This is a genomic window from Yokenella regensburgei (assembly GCF_051486985.1).
Lineage (GTDB): Bacteria > Pseudomonadota > Gammaproteobacteria > Enterobacterales > Enterobacteriaceae > CBFFRJ01.
On sequence record NZ_JAHVDV010000010.1, the window covers coordinates 24492 to 47383 of the forward strand.

Below are 22892 nucleotides of genomic sequence, written 5' to 3' on the forward strand. Positions count from 1 at the left end.
AGCATCTGAATGCTTGTATTTTCTCGCTCTATCGGTGAACGCACCGGTAACCTCGAAGTCAACCAGGCGCAGTTCCGCGAGCTGGAGATGGCGCGCAACATGAGCTCGCAGTCTGTCGCTGACTTCATTGCCCGTGCTCGCTTCGGTGAAAACGGACATCTGGACGCGGTGAACGCTGTCGACGATATCCGCCGCATGTACCGCGCGTACGACCAGACAGTTCTGGCACAGTTCGAACCGAACACCGAGTTCACCCTCTTCAACGACCTGATGCCACTGTCACGCTCTGTCCGCCTGGAAGAGTCCGTGTATGAATATGCGCGTACCGGCGGTCGTGGCTGGGCGCACACTTCCATGTCCGGCCAGATTGGCGCGGCGCTGGATGCCCGCGCTTACAGCTTTGACGGCACCATGGTTCCGGTGCACGACAGCGGATTTAAGTTCCACTGGCGTGATCCGATCTTCAACAAAGGCTCTGCTCTGGCATCCCTGGCTGATGCGCAGCGCGGTTCTGTTGATGATGTGCGCCGTAAAATCGTGGAATACATGTTCAACGGTTTCCGCGACTCAGAAGGAAACTTTGTTACTTTCGACGGCAAAACATGGAAAGGCCTGAAGAACGATGAGCGCGTCGGTCAGGTTGATTTGGGCGCAGCTGGCCTGAACATCGACTTCTCCAGCCGCACTACAACCGCAGAACAGAACCGAAACGGTGCGATCGCCCTGCGTGACACCATGAAGATCACCAATAATCAGTACGCTCCGCAGACCTGGTACGTATCCAGCGAGATCATGTCCAACTGGGAGCGCTATTTCAGCGACAATTACCAGTCCGGCACCATCCTGCAGGAAATCCTGAAGCTGTCCGGCATTGCCGCAGTGAAAGAAGACGCCGAACTCACCGGCAACCAGATTTTGGTGGTTCCGCTGACTGCCGGTGTTATCGCTCCGATAACTGGTCAGGCCGTGGGAACTGTTGCTGACCCACGTCAGTTCTACAACAGCGACTACATCTGGCGCACCTGGGGCGCTATGGGCCTGATGGTCAAGCAGGATATCAACCTCAAACATGGCGTGCTCTTCGCGAACAGCTAAGGAGAAAAGAATGGCACTGGTAGAAATCACAGCAGGTAACGTCTTCGCCGGTGCCAACCTCCGCAAACTGGAGGTTGGTGCGGTCGTGGAAGTGGACGATGCAACAGCAGCGCGCTGGAAAGCGTCTGGCAAAGCAAAGGACACTGACAAGAAGAAGGGCGAAAAGTTGGTGTTTGAGATGGCAACGCCGTCAGCACCGTCAGGTGATTTGTCTGGCCTGCAAAAGCAACTCGCCGACGCGCTGGAGCAGAACCAAAAGCTAATCGCCGACGGTGAAGCAAAAGACAAGGCACACGCCGACGCGCTGGCAGCAGAAAAGAAACGCGCGGATGATGCCGAAGCCGCGCTGGAAGAACTGAAGAAGAAGGTGAAATAACAATGGCGACCCCAGTTACGGCTGACGACGTGAAAGGCTTCCTCTCCGAATTGGGGTATGCCATCCCTGACGCTTTGCTTACTCCGATCCTCTGCGTGGTGAACAAGATTATCCCTTGCCTTGAAGGTGCAGGATATGACGACTGCACCGCGCAGCTCATTCTGATTTACGCAGCGGCTCTGATGGCAACATCATCCGGTGCGCGCCGTATAAAATCGCAAAGTTCGCCATCTGGTGCTTCGCGGTCGTTTGAATACGGAGATGATGGCGTAACGTGGCTTCGAAATACGTTGTCCAGACTCGATATCAGCGGATGCACTGGTGAGTTGCCAATCAGTGCCGGAAACAGCGTGGGCTTCTTTGATGTGGTTGGTGGCTGCTGATGGAATGGAAATCCGTTAAACAGGCAATGCCGCGCTCATTCGCTAGGGTATGGGTGATGACCGACACCGGGCGGCAAACTACCGGCTATGTCAAATCGGACGGCGAGTGGTTCATCAACTGCCCGCGCATCCGGGCGACTGGCGCGAAGTTACTGCGCTGGAGGGAGGGCTGATGTCATCGGCAGCGAACTGGAGTTACACGGCGAAGGCCACTATCTGGCGCAAGCTGGCAGGTAAAGATGAATACGGCGATCCAATGGGCTACGCAGCGCCGCAAGTCATCATGTGCGATTACCACGGGGGGTTGTCGAAACGCCTTGCCAGCCTGGGCGCTGAAATCGTCGTGAAGAATACCGTCTGGACTGAGTACGCACTGGCCGACGCCGGTGACTACCTCCTGATTGGTGAATCTACCGACGCCGATCCGGTTGCTGCTGGCGCTGATGAGGTGCGGCAGGTTATCCGCTACGCCGACACATTTGAGCGAGTGGCGGACGATTTCGCGATACTGACGGGGGTTTAACCATGGGCATCAAAGTGAAGGGCATTGCCCAGGCGAAAAAACACCTGAACGACATCATCAACGACGTTCAGGGCCGGAAGGCTGTCCGCGCCATCCAGTCGGCGATGATGCTTATCGGCACCCGGGCGGCCTATTACACCCCGATCGATACCTCTACGCTGGTTAACAGCCAGTTCAGGGAAATCGATGCAGGAGGCGTGGTTATTACCGGGCGCGTCGGCTATTCGGCAAACTACGCGGCGTATGTCCATGAGGCATCCGGCAAGCTGAAAGGCCAGCCACGTGCGCACTTCGGCGTGACCAGTAACCGGTCTGAATTCGGCCCGCAGAAACCGAAAGAGTTCGGCGGTGGGACCGGAACGGGCAACTACTGGGATCCTCATGGAGAGCCGCAATTCCTGACCAAAGGCGCTAATGAAGAGCGCGATGCCATAGATGCAGTGATGCGCAAGGAGCTTTCGCTATGACACCCCTGATGCACGAACGGGTGCGTAACATGTTCGGCGAAGCCGGGCTAACCACCGGTTTCACGGTGCAGCAGCTGATGTACGACGACCCGGGCGACCTGTCGAAGGCGATCATGGTATTCAGGCCAAACGGCGGGTCAAACATCCGTACCGATCTCGGGTCGGAATACCACGTCTTGGTTGACGTCGTCGGCGCGAAGGACAAGCGCAAAGACGCGCTGAATGCCGTGCAGCGTATCGTCGATTACGTCCAGATTAACCCAATGGCTGACGAGTGTGTCGGTTACATTCAGAACATGGGCGCCATTCCCGCGCCGGTGCTTACTGAAGAAGGGCGAATAGTCTTTCGACTCCAGTTCGCCTGCACTTACGGCGAATAGCCATACCAACCAAATAACCCGCTCCGGCGGGTTTTCTTTTTTATACGTCAAAGAGGAGTTTCAAATGGCTAACTGCCCTAACTCGAACGAGCGCCTTTTCGGCGGTGCGGTCGTGCTGGAAGTCGCTGATGGCTGCCCGGATGTCAAACCGCTTGAATCTGAGTGGAAGGCGCTGGCGGCTGGTACGTCGAAGGGCTTCGACTTCAATCCGAACTCGGTCACTTCTGATGCGGATGACGGCGGCGGCTATGTCGAAACCATCATCACCAATAGTGACTTCACCCTTAGCTTTGAAGGCGAAGTGCGCAAGAAAGATAAGCTCGATCAGTACGGTGTTGGCAAGTTCATCAAGTATTTCGCTGACGAACTGAAAGCTAAGCGCCAGCCTGGCATCTGGGTGCGCATGGACTACGGCCCGGTTGAATTCATCGGCTACATGAACATCAACGCGCTGAGTTCTGACGGCGGCACCAACGACATCGTCACGTTCTCCACCGAGTTCAAAGTCGGCGATGCCAGTACCATCGAAGTTAACGAAGTGACGGCAGTGGCTGTGACTGGAGTAACGGTGACCCCAGCTACCAGCACAGGCGCGGCAGGCGGCACCAGCACCTTCACGGTGAATATCGCTCCAACCGGCGCGACGAACAAAGATTTCACCGTCGCATCAACCGATCCAACTAAAGCCACTGCCAGCGCCTCCGGTACCACCGTCACGGTGAACCGCGTCGCCACCGGCAGCGCGCAGATCATCATCAACACCGAAGACGGCAACTTTGTGGCCGTGCATACGGTTACCGTTACCTAATGGACATTCCAAAGGGTGGCTTCGGCTGCCCTTGATAATGCTCGTTACCCGGGAAAGAAAATGAATGCACTAATAGATATCGGTGAGTTCTCTGTGAGTGATGGCCGTGACGGAGGAAAAGACTACCTGCTGCGGCCTTCCTTGATGGCTATGACGCGGATCGGCAATCCTGCGGAGATTGTTCAGGCTTATGCCACCGTGCACGGTAGCGATGTCGCCGCCGGCATCAAGCTCTGTACTGACACTCTTGGCCGTTTCCCAGATTGGCTATCGCCTTCGATGAATCGCATCGCCGAACGGCTGCTGTCGCTGAGTATGCATATCATGCAGGCCTGCTGTGATGATGATCTCACCCCGATGATAGGTGAGTGGAAGGGTTGGAGACGGTACGTTGTTTACCGGCCCGGGCAGATGCCGAGAAACGACATTATAGTACTGGCACAGCACCTGATGCAGCATGGCATCGTAGGTAAGGCCAGTGTTCGCCGCCTGCAGCGCCATGAGTCAGGCGAAACGACGAACGAGTTTAAGGCCTTCGACTACATCAGCGCGGCGCGGAGCCACTTCGGCATGAATCGGGATGAGGCGGCGGCGCTGACAATGACAGAGTTTCAGATGATGCTGGCTGCCAAATACCCTGACCAAAAAGGCTTCACTCGGGAAGAGTACGACGCGGTGGCCGATGACTATTTGGCGCGGAAAGCTAGGCGAATGTCAAAAGAGCAAAAAGCCCACTGAGGTGGGCTTTTTGGTGTCGAAAAAGTCTATATGCGATCCCAATCTCAAAGAGCACAAAATGAAGATAGATTTAATACCGCCTAAAACGAACTCAGAAGCTCTACAAAAGGCGTTCATTTAAGGTGCATCCTGGTACACGCCTGTTTTAGGTGTTTTAGGGCGCTTTTTAGTGACTTTATGGTGGCTCTGAATTCAACCAAGAGTTGAAGGATTACCCTTAAGGTAATACACTTTTGAACATAAAAACTAGAACGAATCACTTGCAAAGCCAATGGCTTTGCTTTTTTGTCACCAAAAACAGTTAGTAAGGGAATAATGAAGGTTCTGCAACCAAAATCCGGTGAGCTCATTGACTTGCTTAGTGAGTCTTTAATCCAAGGTAAGAACTTGCTCAGCGAATTTGAAGTCCATCGAATCATCAAAGAGGCCCGTAAGTTGCCTGAGCGTTATCAGGGGCTTTCGATCGAGGGGCTTGCAATGATTGTGTGCGATGAACTTGAGCAAGGTTACGAACTTCTGGACAGAGCTTTGGCACTAGCCCCTTTGGATGTTGTTTCGTGGGGGAATTTTTCTCGCGCCTTAGGCAACAAAGCAATTTATAGCAAGCAAATCGAGGTGCTAAAGCGAGCTATAGATGTATGTGAACCTGATATAACTAAAGAGGCTTTGGTTGTTGGTGCTTTTTGGGCGGACCTTGACTTACTTAGCAAGGCGGTTCATATGGCTAAATCTATGAATTTGAAACTAACTGATTCTGCTGCAAATGCGATCTCAGTTTATGAAAACCTCCTTGGCTATGGTGATGAGGCGAGGGACGTTATCAATGTTGCACGTGCAGCAATGTATGTTGCTGAAAAGCACAAGATCCCTTCTGATGTGAGCCGTATAGATTCCACTGATGATGGAATTATCTCATTTAGTATTACTCTGCAAACCAGTGATCCCGCTTATCTTATAACACTCAATAATGAGTTGATCGATAAGATGGTCGAAGAAGGGTTAGAAATCAGTAATTGCGTTGGTTTTTTCGAACCGGGCGGTGAGTAATGGCAGTTGATTTCTCCTGTTTTATAGAAATCGCAAAATCCTCTACTGACAAAGATGGTGAGCTGTGGACAAGGAATGCTGTCAGCAGGGCTTATTATTCCATGTATCATTCGGCCCTTCGTGTTGTTCATGGCGATGTCCCAAGCCATAACAAGGATGGTGAAAAAATCTCTGGTGGCGTTCATGCAAGGCTTTTTTCCTATTTGTGTGATGGAGAGGCTGCGGAAAAATATCAACTGGATCCGATAACCCTTAAAAAATTGGGTCTAAAATTAAAAACATATCATTTCCATAGAGTTGCTGCAGATTACAAACTAGATCAAAAAATGCAAAGGATCACTGCTATTATGAGTATATCGGAAGCAGAGGAAGTAAACCGCTTGGTTTCCGAGTTAATGGAACAGAATAAATAGGCCCGCCATTTGGCGGGTTTTCTGCTTATTGAGTCCAACAAATCATCGCCGCCGTTGCGCTTGTGCTATTCCTTAATAGGATGTGATCACTTTTACCGATGGGGATAGGGATATGAAGAGCGTTTTTGCATTCGGGCTTTTAATGGTCTCTGGGTTGGCCGTGGCTAGTGAAAAGTTATCATGCGAGTATTCGGTTGGTGATTTGTCTGCATCTCCAAAACTTTTCATTAAAGGCAATGCAAATGTGTTATTTGACGGAAAGATCTTTACCGCATACAGACCAGATGGTTCTTATGTCATATCACCTCCATTAAACGAAAAGAAAAATGGAATGATTTTACTTGATGATAAGACAAAGGTTTTTGCTGCCAGTATAGATAGGTCTAACTTTGCCATATCTGACAGAATAAAAAAAACTACAGAGCAATGGGCAAGATGCTTATTAGATAACGATAAAATAGAAAACGATATAACGAAATCAGACGTCAAAAAACAGATGAATAGAATTGCATCCATCCCATGGGGAGGAAAAGAGGCAAATAAATTTTTCCTCAAAGAGACTCACCTTTTCATGCTGCTTGAATGCGGATGGGCTGGTAGCGTAGGGTTTTCAACAGGCTCTAAGCCGCTTGTTATGCTTGGGGATTCATACTATCAAGGTGATAAATCATCATTTAAAAACGGTGAATATTTTATTACTTTCAATGGTGGATCAATGCGAGTTGCATATAACCCACAGAAGGTTAGCGGGTATATATCAGATGCACATAGTTTTACTCCGTGTGCGGCAGTGCGCTTAGGAGAAGACTAATTAAACTGTGAATTGAATCAACTAGCCCCGCTCCGGCGGGGTTTTTTATTGCCTGGAGAAAAGTAAATGGCCGCAGAACAGGATGCAGGAAGTATCGTTTACACCGTGAGTGCTGATGTCGAGCCGCTGCTTATTGGACAGAAGCAGGTCAATGAACGCCTGGATCAGATGGAAAAAAAGTTTGATGCATCCACGAGCGCAATTGGCAGGACAGAGAAGTCTATGTCTGGTTTGTCGCGCGTCGCAGTTTCTCTTACCGCGGCATTGTCCGTACAGCAGGTGGCTGCATATGCTGACGCATGGGCTACTGTAAGCAACAAACTCTCCAACTCCCTTCGCCCTAGCGAGCAATTGGTTGATGTAACCGAACGCGTTTTTAATATTACTCAGCAAACCAGAAGCAGCCTTGATGCGACGGCATCACTTTATGCAAGACTCGAAAGAGCAACGCGCCAATATGGGACCAGCGCGGATGACTTATCCAAACTCACAACAATAATTAACCAGGGGTTTGTTGTCTCAGGAGCCACTGCGCAAGAAGCTGAGAATGCCATCATTCAGTTGTCTCAAGGGTTGGCATCTGGTGCTCTACGTGGTGAAGAATTCAACTCTGTAAACGAACAGGGTAACCGCCTTATCGTTGCTCTGGCTGATTCGATGGGCGTCAGCATCGGGCAAATGCGTAATATGGCTGCGCAGGGTAAGTTGACAACCGATGTTGTTGTGAAAGGACTACTTTCGCAAGGTGCCACCATTGGTAATGAATTTGCCAATACCACGACGACTATCAGCCATGCTTTACAGGTTGCAGGAAATAACATCACCAAATTCTTTGGTGAAAACTCTACCGTTAAAGCCGGTGTGGCGGTATTTAACGACTCCGTTATTAGCGTGAGTGAAAATATTTCCTCATTAAGTTTGGTTTTGACTGCCGCCGCTGCTGTTATGGGGAGTCGCTACGTTGGTGCATTGACGATCGCCACTGCGGAGAAGGTTAAAGCAGCCGCAGCAGCAAGAAACCAGGCTGCGGCCGAAATGGCGGCCGCACAGGCTACAGCGAATAAAGCGGCCGCTGATCTTCGGGCCGCTGCGGTCACTAAAGAGCGTGCGCTGGATGAGATTCGCCTTGCTGAAATGATGAAGTTAACGGCCATTAGTGCGACAAATTCTGCCGCTTCCGAACAACGCCTGTCAGCCGCTAGAATTGCAGCTACTGCTGCCGTAGCCAATTACAACAGGGCGCTAGTGGCAAGCAATGCCGCCCAGATTGCAGCATCTGCTGGTTCCAGTCTTGCAAGCAGAGCGTTGCGGTTAGTTGGTGGTGCTGGTGGCGCAGCTATGCTTGCGGCTACCGCTATCTTCTACTTTTCCCAGCGCGCAAAAGAAGCAAGAGATGATGCTAATAATCTCGCTGACGGCGTGAACGAGTTGAGCACTAAATTCCAGACGATGTCTCACATAGAGTTGTCAGCATCAATCGCTAAAATGAGCCAAAGTCTCCCTGAATTAAGTGACGCCGTTGCGGACGCGAAAAAAGAATTTAATGACGCAACTTATGCCGTCCAGTTTCAGCAAAAAGAAATTAATAATTGGGGTACAAATACTACGCGCGGAAAGCAAGCTGCCGAGGCCTTGGGTGGAGTGCAAGATAAACTTGCTATTGCAACATTGAATCTGGAAAGAGCGCAGAACCGGCTTAGCCAGACCCAAAACGCTATTAACATTGGACGCGCTACGCTAAACGGAACTATGAAGCAAGGCATTGATTTGCTTCGTCGCGATGGTGAACAGGCTGGCGTCGCTGCTGGGATGATGAGCAAGTTGGGGGATATGATTAATTTTGCTACCAAAGCAAAAGACAAATTTAACTCCAGCAGCCTCATGGTCGACCGCCCGAAAGATATTCAGGATTATTTAGACAAGCAGCAAGATCAAATAACCCTTCAAGGTGAATTCAACGAGAGAAAACGAGCTCAGTTAAAAGCTGAGCAAGACATCAGGAAACTTGCAGCAAAAGACAACGCATCGCCAGAGGATACCGAAAATTATGTCAGGTTAGCACGTGAGCGTGCTGGTGCTGATTTTGATCAGATAAAGGCTGAGGAGGCGCGGAGAAAGGCGGCAGCAGAGGCAGAATCGCAGGGTAAAAAGTCAGCAAATCAGGCCGAGTCTATCGCGCAGAAACTGGCGAACCTCAAACAGCAGTCAGAATTGGCGGCTGATTCTACACAAGAGCTAAGTCGTGAGCAGGCCATTCTGACCGCCCAGCAATCTTTAGGGAAAGGTGCCACGCAGGAGCAGATTTCTCTTGCCGGGAAATATGCCGCTGAGAAATGGGACACTGCTAATGCCATTAAGGCACAGGCAGCCGCAGAGAAGCTTCTGCCGGAAGCGCGGGAAAACGCCACCTATAAGCAGGATGTGCAGGATCTGAATACAGCCCTGACTGCGAAGAAAATCAGTCAGGAACAGTACAATGAGACCGCAGAACGCCTGGAGGCTACGCACCAGGATAATCTTGCCAAAATACGCGCTCAGATAGCGGTAACGTCGCAGCAGGAAGCGGCTGGCACCGTTGACCCGGTGCAGCAACTGGCAAACGAGAACGCTCGCAAACTGGCTCTGATTCAGCAGTATGAGCAGCAGGGCGTATTAACCCATCAGAACGCGCTGGCGCTAAGAGCGGCCGCTGATACTGAATACGAACAGGCTCGCATCGCCGCGCAGTGGGAGATTTACCGCAATCAGAGCGCGGGCAATGAATTGCTGGCGTCTTCACTTGAGGGGCTTCAGGGGGGAGCAACCAATGCACTAACTGGTCTGATTAATGGAACCCAGAGCCTGCAGGAGGCAATGGCTAACGTCGGCTCAACCATTATCAATAGCGTTATTGGCAGCCTCGTAGAGATGGGGATGCAGTGGGTTAAGAATCAGGTAATGGGCCAGGCAACAGCAGCTGCATCTCTGGCGGCTACTATGGCACAGGCAACTGCCGCTGCGTCTGCGTGGGCCCCTGCAGCTATCAGCGCATCTATTGCAACATATGGCAGTGCAGCAGCAGTAGGTCAGTCGGCCTACACATCCTCACTTCTTGCCGCTAAGGGTTTGGCTATTGCTGGCGCTCGCGAGCACGGCGGCCCGGTATCCGCTAACGCAATGTACCGCGTGGGTGAAGGCGGTAAGCCTGAAATCTTCAAAGCATCGAATGGCAGCCAGTACATGATCCCAGGCGATAACGGCAAGGTCATCAGCAACCGGGATATGCAGGGCGGCGGAGGGACCGCTTATCACTACAGCCCGACAATCCAGATCAACGGTAATCCTGATGACAAAACCATTGCGCTGGTGGAGGCAGCTGTTGCCCGTGGTGGCAAGCAGGTCTACCAGCAAATCAGCGGCGACCTGGCTGCAGGCAAAGGCAATGTGTCTAAAGGTCTGCAAAGTGGCTGGACTACCAAACGGAGAACCGGTTAATGGGTAAGCAAACCGACATCAACTACCCGCACGAATACCTCCCTTTAGCCCAGCGAACCGGCCTCGGTTACCAGCCTGTCAGTCCATTATTGAGAGCTGAGTTAACCTCGGGCCGCGCCAGGCAGCGACGAAAGTACACGTCGACGCCGACGCAGGCCGGAGTGACCTGGATTTTTAATGAGGTGCAGTCGCAGCTGTTTGAGGCGTGGTTCAGGGATACCCTGACCGACGGCGTAGCCTGGTTCAACATGCGCATTCGTGCGCCGATTGGGCTTGATGATTACGCGTGCCGGTTCGTTGATATCTACCAGGGGCCGACGCTGATCGGTTTAGGGTACTGGCAATACAGCGCCACGCTTGAATTATGGGAGCGTCCGATCCTGCCGCCAGGCTGGGGTGACTTCCCGGACTTCATCATCAACCAGAGCATCATTGATTTGGCGCTGAACCGGGAGTGGCCTGAAGCATGACTGCAATTAACAGGCTCTACGCGTCCTCGGGCAAAGAGGTGATCATCCCTACGCTTGAGATAGTGGTTGGTGACGATACGTTCTGGCTAACGCATGGGTATGAGGACATTACCGGGACGCTGGAGGATGGGCGCACGGCAACCTTCATTGCCTGCGGCATCGACCTTGCATTGCCTGCAAGGAATGCCGACGGCACGCAGGACTTACAGTTTGCCATCAGCAATATCGAGGGCCTTGTGTCGACGACCATCAGGAAAGCCCTGCCCGTCATTAAAGGGTCTGTCCTGACATATCGCTGCTACACGTCTGATGACCTTACTGCGCCAGCAGAGGTGCCTTTTTCGCTCAACATCAAATCGGGATACTGGACCGCTTCCGAGGTGCAGATTACCGCCGGCTACATGAACGTGCTGGACACGGCCTGGCCTCGTTACCGGTACCTGCTCAACACCTTCCCGGGCCTTCGCCACATCGCTGCTTAAGGAACACCATGTTCAACATCGATAAATACCTGACCGTCAAATGGCGGATGGGGGGCCGAACTTATCCGGTTCTCGACTGCTACGGCATCGTTCATGAGGTGCGTAAAGACCTTGGGCTTCCCGCCTGGCCGGTGCTCGAGGGCGTGATTAAGGACGATTCGATGGATGCGACGGCGCGCGGAGTGCTCAGGGAGGCAACCCGGTGCGGGCCTGAGCATGGCGCGGTGGCGGCCTGTTACAAAGGCGGGCTGATATCTCATGTCGGCATCGTGGTGTTGCTCGACGGGCAGTTGCAGGTTATCGAGAGCAACCCACGCAATAACGTGACCATCCTGCCGCTGGCGCGCTTTGAGCGCCGCTATGTGAAAGTGGAGTATTACCAGTGACCATCAGATTCTATCCTTCACGACTCCCGGGCGAGCCGCTGGAAACTCACGCACACAAGAGCATGACGATTGACCGCTGGCTGGCGGAAAACGTCACTGACTACAAACTGGATATGCAGCACCCCATCACGGTGGATGTCGACGGGCGGGCGGTGCCGGCAGAGCAATGGGCCGATGTCGTTATCGAACCAGACAGCGACGTGCGCATTTATCCGGTACCGGGAGAAGCAGTCTCCGCGTTTATGGCGGCATACGGCGCTTATGTTGCCCTGGCCGTTGCCGTAGCCAGCGTCGCTTTCTCTCTGTACATGATGAGCCAGCTGGACAGCGCAAACCAGAATGCGCAGAACGGCGACCAGCTCGACCTGAATCCAGCCAAAGCGAACTCCGTGAAGCTGGGCGACCCCATCCGGGAGGTGTTCGGCAAATACCGGGTTTACCCGGACTACATCCTGCAGCCCATCAGTCGGTTTGATTCTGCTGATCCTGAGGTATTCCGAACCAGCATGATGCTCTGCATCGGCGTGGGAAATTTCAGCATCCCCCAGTCAGGTATTCGTATCGGCAGCACGCCGGTGGCGAGTTTCGGTACTGACGTCGCTTACACCATCTACCCGCCCGGCGCGAACGTGGGCGCTGACACCCGGTCAGAAAACTGGTGGTCATCCACGGAGGTAGGGGGAACGTCGAGCGGGTCGGGGCTGGATACTAACTCCACGGCGCCGGACTCAATCTACGTCAGTTCGGACGCGGTGCTTTTCGACGGCAACACCATCACGCTGATTGGCGTCAGCAATGAAAACGGCGATGACGACGACAGTTCAGACGACATTAGCGTGCCGAGTTCTTGGGTGGTGGGCACTGTCATTACTGTTGTTGCGCCGGACAGCTATGTCATCAGCGCTGATGGTGGCTACAGCGTTATTTACGGTGACTTCACCGAACTGGTGCCGGTTGTGGGCATGCCGATCACGCTGACCTTCAACGATAACAGTTATGACCTGTTTGTAGCGTCCTACACTGCCGAGGTACCGCCGGTGCCGGGTGTCGGTGGCACTGCGGCGAGTATTACGGCCAGCGCCGCGCCGTCCACCTACGACTTTACCGCCACGCCATACACGTTCACCATTACCTGGCAGGGATTCACCTATACAGTCAGCCTGGTAACCAATTACGTGAACATGAGCGGCCTGGTAAACGTAATTACAGATGCCCTGACCGGTTCGGGGCTGGTGGCTATCGACAGCTCGGGCAAGGTGGTTATTCACGAACTGTCGAGCCCTTTCACTGGCGGTACGATTGTCAACTCAACGCTGCCTGCCGCCGTATTCGGTACCAGCCCGGTGAATGTGCATGGCGTGGCATCGAGTGGTGGCGCTGCGGGCGTACCAGCGCATATTACGCTGGCGTACACGTCAGCGACGGGCAAAGCGTTCACCGGCATTCCTGCGGGCACCCAGCGACTTTCGGTAATGTATGGCACCGGGGCGTTCATCATTACGACGGTCGATGATGCGACCATTACCGTGGCGCGCCTGCTGGTGACTTCTGATGGCTCAACTGTGGTGGATGCTTCATGGCCCGGATTCACCAGTCGCACCGTGCTAGATTCGATTGTGTCTGGTGATAACGATGCGGAAAACTGGCTGGGGCCGTTCCTTGCCTGCCCGGACGGCGAGACGACGACAGTTATCGAAAGCAACTTCATCTTCCCGAACGGTCATATTCAGTACAAAAACGACGGGTCCTCAAAATCACATAGTGTCCGCGTGCTGGTTCAGTATCGTAATGCTGCGCTGGGCGGCAGTTGGTCGCAGGCTGCCTATGACTTTAAGAACAAAACAGCGAACGGACATGGATACACACGGCGTATCAGCGGGCTGGCTGCCGCGCAGTACGAAGTCAGGGTGCGGCGTACTACCAAAATAGGGGGCGCGAAGACGGTCAATGCAGTCTACTGGCAGGCGTTGCGCTCCCGGCTATCGAAGCGGCCATCCTCCTACGCTGGCGTAACCACCATGGCCCTGACCATCCGCACTGGTAATCGCCTGGCCAGTCAGTCGGATCGGCGAGTGAACGTTGAGGCTACCAGGCTGTATGACGGCTACACTTCGCGCTCTATCAGTGGCGCGCTGATGCATGTTCTGACCTGCCTGGGCATGAGCAATATCGACACGGCCACCATCAACTCACTGGAAAACATCTACTGGACGCCTCGTGGTGAGACCTTCGACTTTGAGGCCGCTGACAGCAGTGCGTCAGCGCTGGATGTTCTGAAAATGATTGCGAATGCCGGAATGGGGTACTTCCTTCTTTCGGACGGGCTGGCGTCCGTAGGACGTGAGGGGGTTAAAAACTGGGTGGGCGCCATCACCCCGCAGGAGACAACAGAGGCGCTACAGACGGCGTTTTCTGTCCCGTCGCAGGACGATTACGACGGCGTGGATGTCACGTATATCAACGGTACCACCTGGACTGAGGAAACGGTGCAGTGCCGTACCTCAGACAATCCGACCCCGGTGAAAATCGAGAGTTACAAACTGGACGGTGTCGTCAGTCAGGACAGGGCTTACCGCATAGGCATGCGACGCCTGATGAAGTATCTGAACCAGCGAATGACATTCACCACCACTACGGAGATGGATGCGCTTTGCTACAACTACGGCGACCGCCTGGTGCTGACCGACGATATACCGGGCAGTAACACGCTCAGTTGTCTGGTGGTTAACGCTTCACTGTCTGGTTCGCTGCTGACGCTGGAAGTCAGTGAGCCGCTCGACTGGTCATTCACCAGTCCGCGCGTGATGTTGCGCCTGCAGGATGGTTCAGCTACGCCCTTATTGACGCCTGCACGGGTCGACGATTACACCCTCACACTGGCATTAACCAGCTCGCTCAACTTTAATGAGTGGATCCTGGATGACCCGGCAGTAGAAATGCCGCGTCTTATTTTTTATTCATCTTCCGAGACAGGCTACGACGCAATCGTCACTGAGATAGCTCCGCAATCAGACGGAACCTGCCAGGTGACGGCGTCTGAATATCAGGATTCTTTTTACGCTTTTGACGACGCCACATACCCCGGCGATGTCATTTAATCACAACACAATAAAATAACCCGCTTCGGCGGGTTTTTTTATGCCCGGAGCGAGCATGACCAAATACGCCACCCTGAATCCGCTGGGGTCTACCAGCCCGTATGATTTATTCGACAACGCGCAGAATTTTGACTTTGCAATTAACGATATTACCAATGCTTTCTGGCAGGATCGCTTCGGGCGTAGTCGCCAGACCTGGTACGGGCTTGAGCAACTGGCTAAGGCGGCTATTGCTGCTTTCGGCTATATCACTTTGGATTCGTTCCAGGCTGGCGCCACGCTAACCCTGCCTAACCAGGTTCTCCGCGATACCAGCACTGGAGAGTATTACCGCTGGGATGGCGCATTCCCGAAAACTGTTCCGACAGGTTCAACGCCTGCCAGTTCAGGCGGAGTGAGCCTGGGGGCCTGGTTAGGAGTAGGCGACGCCGTTCTGCGCAGCCAGATTACAAATCCGGCAGGTGCGACGCTGTATCCCGAATTACAACTGGCGCGCTGGCGCGATACTGGAGATGTGCGCGGATGGGGCGCGGTCTCGGGTGGGGTGACACTTTGTGACTCATTCTTTCAGGCAGCAGAAGCGGCTAACAAACCTATCTACGTACCTGTCGGGATGTGGCGTATTTCAACGCCGATGGCACTCGGGCAAAAGGCACAATATTACGGCCCAGGTGTGCTCGTCTTTGATAACGCTGAATGGTGGCGACGCGGTGGGTCTTCAGGTTCTGTGAGCGTAAATGAGCGCTATACGCTGCTCTATGACTACCCGGATAAATCGGCTGTTTCACTCACCTTCGATGGTGTTAGCGTGGCGTTCACCTGGGTTGACGACCGCACCATTGAGGCTGCTGGAACAGCAACAACAGTCAATGTAAAAATCAACATTGCCAAAGGTTATCTGCGATTAGGTTCATCTGCAGAAATGACCCGCTCCTATAATCTTTTTGGTAACAGTGGTGGTGGCTCAAAAGTAGACCCACAACTTACCGATCCGATTACTCAGCCTACCGGGTATAACAACACGGCGTATGGTGCAAGGTCGATGTTAGATGTTGAATCCGGCGTCAATAATTCCGCCTTCGGTTCACGCGCTCTGATGACTAATAAGGTAGGAAACAATAACACCGTATCGGGTTTTCAGGCTGGTTACCGACTGAATGCCGATGGCAATACTATTATGGGTTCAATCGCCGGTGAATGGTTGATGAACGGGCGATACAACTCCCTTTTCGGTGCCGTGGCTGGTGGCAAACTGACTGACGGTAGCTTCAACTGCTTTTACGGTGCATCCGCAGGCGGGGAAGGGGGTTCTGACCAATACGTTGTCGCGATGGGGTATCGTGCTCACGGAAATGCGGGTGACTATTCGCAGTCAAACAGCATTTACATCGGTTCTTTTTGCGGTGATTTCAACATTGGCTCGAATAACACTTTTGTTGGTTATCGCGCAGGTCAGTGCACAGGCGCTGCAACGTCCCCAGGGGCTGGAACGGGGCATGACAATACGGGCATTGGCATGTACGCGATGGCCGCAAACCTGGCCGGTAAGCAAAGTGTAGTCGTGGGTGCCGGGGCGGCGACCGCTGCCAGTCTGGTGGAGCGCTCTGTCGTTATTGGGTTTGAGGCCTGTACTGCCTCGGTATCACTGGGGCTTTTCACTGTCGCTATAGGGCATTCTGCACTCAAGTCAGTAACGGGAGATAACAACCTTGCTGTAGGCACAAACTCTCAGCTGGCAACGAAAACGGGTACGGGAAATGTCAGTGTAGGGAACGGATCACTTATCACGAATGAGACCGGAAGTAACAACACCGCGCTGGGTTTCAATGCGGGACGCCTGACTTTATCTGGTGGTAGCACCATTAACTTCAATAACACGATGGCTCTTGGAGCAGATGCAAGAGTATCAGGGGACAATCAAAACCAGGTGGGTAATTCAGCAAGTACCACCTACGTGTACGGCACTGTACAGAATCGTTCAGACCTGCGTGATAAATCCGATATAAGAAACACCGAACTGGGGATCGAGTTTATCCTTGGTTTACGCGCAGTTGATGGTCGCTGGGACCTGCGTGATGACTATGTTGAAGTGATTGAAAAGACTCGCACGGTACAGGTTCCGGTTGAAAAGGAAGTGGATGGCGGGTTGATCATGGTAATGGAAGACCGTGAAGAAACGTACATCGAGCAGACGATTCAGCATACACCCGATGGAACGCATAAGCGGCAGCGTTTCCACCACTGGTTCATTGCACAGGAAGTGCAGTCACTTTGCGAATCATTGGGAGTGGAGTTCGGCGGCCTGCAACATCACTCAGTTAATGGTGGCGAGGATGTGTATTCGCTTGGTTATGACGAATTTATTCCACCTGTGGTTAACGCTGTTCAGGCGTGCTGGAAGCGTATGGATGAGCTTGAAGCTCGTCTGGCGAAGCTTGAGTCTCAGTAATTATCATCAATGTCCTGCAGATGTGACCTGACGATCAGCGCGACCAGAAGGACGAACACGGCAAGGATGCCTATAAGCCACATACATTCACCCTGCAAATAAAATGGACATTTACCATCCGCTGATTGTCTAAAAAATGCTCATTGTTACCATCGAACAAATTCATGACATCGCTCGGTTGCTGCGATCAATCACCAGTGCGTATACTGTATAAAAATACAGTGAAAATGGATGTGCATTATGTTTGCATTATGCGATGTGAACTCATTTTACGCGTCGTGTGAGACGGTGTTCAGGCCAGACCTGCGCGGGCGGCCAGTAGTCGTTTTGTCGAATAACGACGGCTGCGTCATCGCCAGGAGCGCTGAGGCTAAGCCACTAGTGACTATGGGCGAGCCGTATTTCAAACAAAAAGAGATCTTCAGGCGACATGGCATAATCCCGTTTTCCAGCAACTACGAGTTGTACGCCGATATGAGCCATCGGGTGATGACAACCCTGGAGGAAATGTCCCCTCGTGTCGAAATATATTCAATTGATGAGGCATTTTGTGACCTGACTGGCGTAAGAAATTGCCGGGTGCTGGAGGATTTCGGAAGGGAGCTACGCGCAACAGTTTTGCAAAACACACATTTGACGATTGGCGTCGGGATAGCGCCGACCAAGACGCTGGCTAAGCTGGCGAATCATGCCGCAAAAAAATGGCAACGGCAAACTGGTGGCGTGGTTGATCTGTCGAACGTTGACCGCCAGCGCAGGTTAATGGCTCTAGTCCGGGTGGAGGACGTCTGGGGAGTAGGGCGGCGCATCAGCAAAAAACTGAATGCGATGGGGGTAAACACCGCGCTGGATTTATCCGAGCAGAGCACCTGGGTGATCCGCAAGCATTTCAACGTTGTGCTTGAAAGAACCATCCGGGAATTGCGCGGCGAACCATGTCTTGAGCTGGAAGAATTTGCGCCAGCCAAGCAGGAAATAGTCTGTAGTCGGAGCTTTGGAGGGTGTATCACCGATTATGAAGAAATGCGTCAGGCCATCTGTAGCTACGCTGCGCGCGCCGCTGAAAAACTCCGCAGGGAACATCAGTATTGCCGTTTTATCTCAGCGTTTGTCAAGACAAGCCCTTTTGCACTGAACGAGCCGTACTACGGCAACAGCGTTTCGATAAAACTTCTCACACCTACGCAAGACAGTAGAGATATCATCTGCGCAGCGATCCGCTGTCTGGAGGCGATCTGGCGTGACGGACATCGCTATCAGAAAGCCGGGGTCATGTTGGGCGATTTTTTCAGCCAGGGTGTCGCGCAGTTGAATCTGTTTGACGACAACGCACCGCGTTCTAATAGCGATGCTCTAATGACGATGATTGACCAACTAAACGCCAAAGGTGGCAAAGGTACGCTATATTTCGCCGGACAGGGTATCCAGCAGCAATGGCAGATGAAGCGGGAGATGCTGAGTCCCCGTTATACAACCAGATTTTCCGATTTGTTGGTTGTTCGTTAAACAGCCATGTTTCATTGCCTCGGAAGAGCCAAAGCGTAAGGGTAAGGTTGTTAACTCTGGCAGCCACAAAAGCGTGGCGCCAGAGTTAACGAAAAAAACAATGTGTACATTATTGCGTATAAAAAAATATTTTATTTAGTTTTTAATAGATGTAAGAAACTGAATAATATAAGTAAAATCCTTATAGATGTAACCGCTATCGTAGGGCATACCATTCCTTATGCTTCAAAGGATTCGCCAGTGCGCCCAGAATATCGGAAAGCACGTTTACGATAATGACCAGGGAGCCGATCACCATTACGCCTGCGGAAATAGCGGCATAGTCTTGTTGACGAATAGCATTAATCATCCAGCGTCCCAGTCCCGGCCAGCTAAAGACCATTTCGGTTATCATCGCCAGCGTCAGCATTGTGGAAAATTGCAAGCCCAGACGGGGAATCACGGGCGGCAGAGCATTATGCAGAACATGCCTGCGTAATATCGTCAGCCGTGACATGCCCCGCGTAGCTGCGGCTTTAATGTAATTATGGTCAAACACGTCAATAGTGCTGATACGCATCAGACGAATCACTTCCGTCGTCGGGGCGACGGCAAGGGTCAGCACCGGCAGGACCATGTGGCGCACCGCGCTCACAATCATCTCTTCCCGCCAGGGAGAGTCGGACAGCCAGGCATCGATAATGGCAAAACCCGTCACACTTTTTACTTCGTATAAAAGATCAAAACGCCCGGAAACCGGCAGCCAGCCTAATGTTAAAGAGAACAGAAGCGTCAGGAGCAGAGCCAGCCAAAAGACAGGAATTGAGAAGCCCAAAAGCGCAAGGGCGCTGATGAATTTATCCTGCCATTTATTGCGCATAATTCCGGCCAGCATCCCAACCGGGATGCCGATAAGTAAGGCGAAGCCAAACGCCAGAATGCACAGCTCCATTGTCGCCGGAAAAACTTCTTTAAGCTGTTCAGAAATGAGCTGTCCATTAATGCTCGACACGCCAAAATCCCAGTGCAGTAGGCCGGTAAACCAAAAGACCCAGGCATTCCACAACGATGCGCCCTGAAGCGGCGCGTGCGGGGTGAAATAGCTTAAGCTAAAACCGACAAAAGTAAGCAGGAACAGCGTCATGATAAGCAAAAGAAGACGGCGCAACGTAAAGATAATCATGGCTTTTTCACCTCTTCATTTTCACGCGTGACACCGGCAAAGGAGGCGCTGCCGAAGGGACTGAGCACCAGCCCTTTTATATCATAACGGTAGGCCTGCAGGCGCAAAGAGGAGGCCAGAGGTAAGACCGGTAACTGTTCGGCCAGAATGTTTTGTGCTTCGTCGTAAGCGTCAATGCGCGCGGCTAGCTGCTGTGAAGTCAGGGCCTTCCTCAGCACACTGTCGAACTCGCGGTTGCACCAGTGTGCGAAGTTGGTCTGAGAATCAATGGCCGCACAGCTTAACAGGGGGCGGAAGAAACTATCAGGATCGTTGCTGTCGGTTGCCCAACCGGATAGCGTCAGGTCATGGTTCATATCCATTAAGCGGGCTTCCTGAAAACGTCCTTCAACCGGAACAATAATCACATTCACGCCAACCTGGGCCATATCCGCCTGAATCAGCTCCGCGGTTTTTAACGGGCTCGGGTTCCAGGCCTGAGAGGTGGTGGGCACCCAAAGCTGAAGGGTGAGATTTTCCACCCCCAGCGCTTTGAGGCGCGCGCGCGCCTCAGCAGGATCATAGGCCGTTACTTTGGCATCACCGTCGTAGGCCCAGGAGGCGCGCGGTAAAATAGAAGCGGCCGTTTCCGCAGTGCCGTAGTAGATTGACTGCATCAGTCGCTGGTTATTAATGGCAAGCGCCAGCGCATGCCGGACTTCGGGCTTATTGAGCGGCGGCTTGTCGGTATTAAAGGCCAGGTAGGCGATATTCATCCCCGGACGAAGCGTGAGGCGTAAACGCGGATCGTCGCGCAAAATAGTCAGCTGACTGGCCGCAGGCCAGGCCAGCACGTCACACTCGCCGGTCAACAGTTTAGACAGACGTCCGGTTCCTCCGGAACCCAAATCCACGACCACCTGAGGCATTAAGGGTGTGCCGCGCCAGAACTGAGCGTGACGTTGTAACCTTACGTACTGTCCGGCACGGTATTCTGCCAGCTGAAAAGGCCCCGTACCGACCGGCTGACGGTCAAGCAGTTCCTGGCGATCGTTCTTAGCAAGTGCGGCGGCATACTCTGCAGACATCACCGACGCATAATGGGTCGCTAAGTGCCATAAGAAGGAGGCATCTGGCTGGCGCAGGCGAAATTCCACGGTTCGGCTGTCGAGTTTACGCACGCTCTGAACGGAGTCGGCAAACTGGAGACTGTCGAAATAGGGGAAGGCGCTGCCATTAATGTTATGCCAGGGGTTTGCTCTGTCGAAAATGCGCTGGAAGGTAAATACCACATCGTCCGCGTTGAGCGTGCGATGAGGCGTAAACCAGGGGGTATGCTGGAAATTCACCCCTTCGCGCAGGCGAAACCGATAGGTCGCACCGTTATCCAGCACTTCCCAGCTTTCTGCTAACTCCGGGACCAGCCGATAGGTATAAGGATCGACATCCAGCAAGCGGTTATAGAGTTGCGCTGCGAGCGTATCCACAATCAGTCCGCTGCCCGCTTTTTGTGGGTTAAAGGTGCTGACCTGCCCGTTTACGCAGTAAACGAAACCGCTGTCGCGGATATCGGCGCTGGCGGAAAGCGGCGACGCCGCCCAGGCCATGCCGGAAAGCAGCGTCGTTGTTAGTAGCAGGAATGGAAAAACCAGACGCATGATTTATTCAACGATTTTAGATTCATGTGCAAAGTGTATCGCACTTGCCAGGGCTACGTACAAAAGTCTGAAAACGACTGCTGCTATTGTCGACGATTTCAGCTGATCTGGTGTTTTTTCAGCAGGGCACGAAACTGATGATAGGTAAGTCCTAACAGTTCAGCGGCCCGCTTCTGGTTAAATTTTGCCTGTTGCAGACTCTCAGTAAGCAGCGACTTTTCCTGATGAAGCTGAAAGGACCGCAAATCAAGCGGAAACGCCGGGAGGGATGAACGCTGTTTTTCTGATTCCTGTCGCTCGCGGGCAGGCTGGCGGTTAAATGGGTCAATGATGATGTCGTCCAGCGGGTGCTCGCTGGTGCCATGACGATAAACAGAACGTTCAACCACGTTTTTTAGCTCCCGGATATTGCCCGGCCAGCGGTGCTGCAGGAGGGTCTGTTGAGCGCGGTCAGTGAAGCCCGGAAAGAGCGGCAATTTCAACTCACGGCACATCTGAATGGCGAAATGATCCGCCAACAGCATGATGTCGCTTTGCCGCTGACGCAACGGGGGAAGCTGAACCACATCGAACGCCAGTCTGTCGAGAAGGTCGGCGCGAAACGTGCCTTTATAGACCATTTCAGGCAAATCGGCATTGGTGGCGCACACCAGCCGCACGTTAACCTGCAACGGCTGGCTTCCGCCCACACGTTCAAGTTCGCCGTATTCAATGACACGCAGAAGTTTTTCCTGTACCAGCATGGGTGCGGTCGCCAGCTCATCGAGAAACAGCGTGCCGCCATCGGCACGTTCGAAGCGACCCGGATGGCGTTTCTGCGCGCCAGTGAAGGCACCTGCTTCATGACCGAAAAGCTCGGTATCAAGCAGATTCTCATTGAGTGCAGCACAATTGAGCGAAATAAACGGCCCTTGCCAGCGGGAAGAGAGGTAGTGCAGGCGATTCGCTATCAACTCTTTTCCGGTGCCCCGCTCGCCGATGACCAGCACGGGTTTGTCGAGAGGTGCCAGACGGGAGACCTGTTCAAGGACTTCAAGAAAACTGTTGGCTTCGCCGAGGAGATTATCTTTCTGTTCAGGCATGATGAATTTCACCACTAGTTAGCGTTATTCACCACTGTAGCTTATAAAGCCGCAACGGTAAAATATTGCTTATCTAATAAAATCAAACAATTAAAAAGTTGGCAC

General features: G+C 52.8%; 21 protein-coding genes. 18 read left to right on the top strand and 3 right to left on the bottom strand.

Annotated features, from left to right (window positions below; translation table 11 throughout):
- The first annotated feature begins 9 nt into the window (after window positions 1-9).
- The 18 genes from KXR87_RS09230 to KXR87_RS09315 all read left to right on the top strand — a co-directional run bounded on the left by KXR87_RS09230 (window position 10) and on the right by KXR87_RS09315 (window position 18906).
- A complete protein-coding gene (locus KXR87_RS09230) occupies window positions 10-1095 on the top strand; it encodes a major capsid protein (RefSeq protein ID WP_437431968.1) in 1086 nt (361 codons plus the stop codon).
- A 10-nt stretch (window positions 1096-1105) separates the two neighbouring features.
- Entirely contained in the window at window positions 1106-1471 is a 366-nt protein-coding gene (locus KXR87_RS09235) for a hypothetical protein (RefSeq protein WP_437431969.1), read from the top strand.
- A gap of 2 nt (window positions 1472-1473) precedes the next feature.
- Complete coding sequence (locus tag KXR87_RS09240; protein ID WP_437431970.1) at window positions 1474-1854, top strand: DUF7370 family protein; 381 nt, start codon at window positions 1474-1476, stop codon at window positions 1852-1854.
- Window positions 1855-2026: 172 nt separating this feature from the next.
- A complete protein-coding gene (locus KXR87_RS09245; RefSeq protein ID WP_437431971.1) occupies window positions 2027-2377 on the top strand; it encodes a hypothetical protein in 351 nt (116 codons plus the stop codon).
- 2 nt (window positions 2378-2379) lie between these two features.
- A complete protein-coding gene (locus KXR87_RS09250) occupies window positions 2380-2844 on the top strand; it encodes an HK97 gp10 family phage protein (RefSeq protein WP_437431972.1) in 465 nt (154 codons plus the stop codon).
- Entirely contained in the window at window positions 2841-3224 is a 384-nt protein-coding gene (locus KXR87_RS09255) for a phage tail termination protein (RefSeq protein WP_437431973.1), read from the top strand. Before KXR87_RS09250 ends, KXR87_RS09255 begins: the two co-directional genes overlap by 4 nt.
- 64 nt (window positions 3225-3288) lie before the next feature.
- Complete coding sequence (locus KXR87_RS09260) at window positions 3289-4032, top strand: Ig-like domain-containing protein (RefSeq protein ID WP_437431974.1); 744 nt, start codon at window positions 3289-3291, stop codon at window positions 4030-4032.
- 60 nt (window positions 4033-4092) lie between these two features.
- Complete coding sequence (locus KXR87_RS09265) at window positions 4093-4770, top strand: DUF6246 family protein (protein ID WP_437431975.1); 678 nt, start codon at window positions 4093-4095, stop codon at window positions 4768-4770.
- A gap of 315 nt (window positions 4771-5085) precedes the next feature.
- Entirely contained in the window at window positions 5086-5817 is a 732-nt protein-coding gene (locus KXR87_RS09270) for a hypothetical protein (protein WP_437431976.1), read from the top strand.
- On the top strand, window positions 5817-6230 hold the full coding sequence (locus KXR87_RS09275) for a hypothetical protein (protein ID WP_437431977.1): 414 nt from the start codon (window positions 5817-5819) through the stop codon (window positions 6228-6230). Before KXR87_RS09270 ends, KXR87_RS09275 begins: the two co-directional genes overlap by 1 nt.
- A 112-nt stretch (window positions 6231-6342) precedes the next feature.
- A complete protein-coding gene (locus KXR87_RS09280; RefSeq protein WP_437431978.1) occupies window positions 6343-7041 on the top strand; it encodes a hypothetical protein in 699 nt (232 codons plus the stop codon).
- Window positions 7042-7107: 66 nt separating this feature from the next.
- The gene (locus KXR87_RS09285; protein ID WP_437431979.1) at window positions 7108-10515 is read left to right on the top strand and encodes a tape measure protein; all 3408 of its coding nucleotides are present in this window, start codon (window positions 7108-7110) and stop codon (window positions 10513-10515) included.
- Window positions 10515-10985: a hypothetical protein gene (locus KXR87_RS09290; protein WP_437431980.1), complete on the top strand. Its 471-nt coding sequence runs from the start codon at window positions 10515-10517 to the stop codon at window positions 10983-10985. Before KXR87_RS09285 ends, KXR87_RS09290 begins: the two co-directional genes overlap by 1 nt.
- A complete protein-coding gene (locus tag KXR87_RS09295) occupies window positions 10982-11467 on the top strand; it encodes a DUF1833 family protein (RefSeq protein ID WP_437431981.1) in 486 nt (161 codons plus the stop codon). The genes KXR87_RS09290 and KXR87_RS09295 overlap by 4 nt, the downstream gene beginning before the upstream one ends.
- 8 nt (window positions 11468-11475) lie before the next feature.
- On the top strand, window positions 11476-11853 hold the full coding sequence (locus tag KXR87_RS09300) for a nitrite transporter (protein ID WP_437431982.1): 378 nt from the start codon (window positions 11476-11478) through the stop codon (window positions 11851-11853).
- Complete coding sequence (locus KXR87_RS09305) at window positions 11850-14951, top strand: host specificity factor TipJ family phage tail protein (RefSeq protein ID WP_437431983.1); 3102 nt, start codon at window positions 11850-11852, stop codon at window positions 14949-14951. Before KXR87_RS09300 ends, KXR87_RS09305 begins: the two co-directional genes overlap by 4 nt.
- 55 nt (window positions 14952-15006) lie before the next feature.
- A complete protein-coding gene (locus tag KXR87_RS09310; protein ID WP_437431984.1) occupies window positions 15007-17400 on the top strand; it encodes a hypothetical protein in 2394 nt (797 codons plus the stop codon).
- A gap of 240 nt (window positions 17401-17640) precedes the next feature.
- Window positions 17641-18906: a Y-family DNA polymerase gene (locus KXR87_RS09315; RefSeq protein WP_437431985.1), complete on the top strand. Its 1266-nt coding sequence runs from the start codon at window positions 17641-17643 to the stop codon at window positions 18904-18906.
- 196 nt (window positions 18907-19102) lie between these two features.
- On the opposite strand, the gene sapB is transcribed toward KXR87_RS09315, so the two are convergent.
- The 3 genes from sapB to pspF form a co-directional block, all read right to left on the bottom strand.
- Entirely contained in the window at window positions 19103-20068 is a 966-nt protein-coding gene (sapB, locus tag KXR87_RS09320) for a putrescine export ABC transporter permease SapB (protein WP_437431986.1), read from the bottom strand.
- Window positions 20065-21705 (bottom strand): ABC transporter substrate-binding protein SapA, encoded by a 1641-nt coding sequence (gene sapA, locus KXR87_RS09325; protein ID WP_437431987.1) that lies wholly within the window; start codon window positions 21703-21705, stop codon window positions 20065-20067. Before sapA ends, sapB begins: the two co-directional genes overlap by 4 nt.
- A gap of 98 nt (window positions 21706-21803) precedes the next feature.
- The gene (gene pspF, locus KXR87_RS09330; RefSeq protein WP_437431988.1) at window positions 21804-22787 is read right to left on the bottom strand and encodes a phage shock protein operon transcriptional activator; all 984 of its coding nucleotides are present in this window, start codon (window positions 22785-22787) and stop codon (window positions 21804-21806) included.
- Window positions 22788-22892: the final 105 nt, after the last annotated feature.

Bases quoted from the DNA above. Each gene is read 5' to 3' on its own strand.
- KXR87_RS09230 (WP_437431968.1), top strand. From the start codon at position 10: ATGCTTGTATTTTCTCGCTCTATCGGTGAACGCACCGGTAACCTCGAA.
- KXR87_RS09235 (WP_437431969.1), top strand. From the start codon at position 1,106: ATGGCACTGGTAGAAATCACAGCAGGTAACGTCTTCGCCGGTGCCAAC.
- KXR87_RS09240 (WP_437431970.1), top strand. From the start codon at position 1,474: ATGGCGACCCCAGTTACGGCTGACGACGTGAAAGGCTTCCTCTCCGAA.
- KXR87_RS09245 (WP_437431971.1), top strand. From the start codon at position 2,027: ATGTCATCGGCAGCGAACTGGAGTTACACGGCGAAGGCCACTATCTGG.
- KXR87_RS09250 (WP_437431972.1), top strand. From the start codon at position 2,380: ATGGGCATCAAAGTGAAGGGCATTGCCCAGGCGAAAAAACACCTGAAC.
- KXR87_RS09255 (WP_437431973.1), top strand. From the start codon at position 2,841: ATGACACCCCTGATGCACGAACGGGTGCGTAACATGTTCGGCGAAGCC.
- KXR87_RS09260 (WP_437431974.1), top strand. From the start codon at position 3,289: ATGGCTAACTGCCCTAACTCGAACGAGCGCCTTTTCGGCGGTGCGGTC.
- KXR87_RS09265 (WP_437431975.1), top strand. From the start codon at position 4,093: ATGAATGCACTAATAGATATCGGTGAGTTCTCTGTGAGTGATGGCCGT.
- KXR87_RS09270 (WP_437431976.1), top strand. From the start codon at position 5,086: ATGAAGGTTCTGCAACCAAAATCCGGTGAGCTCATTGACTTGCTTAGT.
- KXR87_RS09275 (WP_437431977.1), top strand. From the start codon at position 5,817: ATGGCAGTTGATTTCTCCTGTTTTATAGAAATCGCAAAATCCTCTACT.
- KXR87_RS09280 (WP_437431978.1), top strand. From the start codon at position 6,343: ATGAAGAGCGTTTTTGCATTCGGGCTTTTAATGGTCTCTGGGTTGGCC.
- KXR87_RS09285 (WP_437431979.1), top strand. From the start codon at position 7,108: ATGGCCGCAGAACAGGATGCAGGAAGTATCGTTTACACCGTGAGTGCT.
- KXR87_RS09290 (WP_437431980.1), top strand. From the start codon at position 10,515: ATGGGTAAGCAAACCGACATCAACTACCCGCACGAATACCTCCCTTTA.
- KXR87_RS09295 (WP_437431981.1), top strand. From the start codon at position 10,982: ATGACTGCAATTAACAGGCTCTACGCGTCCTCGGGCAAAGAGGTGATC.
- KXR87_RS09300 (WP_437431982.1), top strand. From the start codon at position 11,476: ATGTTCAACATCGATAAATACCTGACCGTCAAATGGCGGATGGGGGGC.
- KXR87_RS09310 (WP_437431984.1), top strand. From the start codon at position 15,007: ATGACCAAATACGCCACCCTGAATCCGCTGGGGTCTACCAGCCCGTAT.
- KXR87_RS09315 (WP_437431985.1), top strand. From the start codon at position 17,641: ATGTTTGCATTATGCGATGTGAACTCATTTTACGCGTCGTGTGAGACG.
- sapB (WP_437431986.1), bottom strand. From the start codon at position 20,068: ATGATTATCTTTACGTTGCGCCGTCTTCTTTTGCTTATCATGACGCTG.
- sapA (WP_437431987.1), bottom strand. From the start codon at position 21,705: ATGCGTCTGGTTTTTCCATTCCTGCTACTAACAACGACGCTGCTTTCC.
- pspF (WP_437431988.1), bottom strand. From the start codon at position 22,787: ATGCCTGAACAGAAAGATAATCTCCTCGGCGAAGCCAACAGTTTTCTT.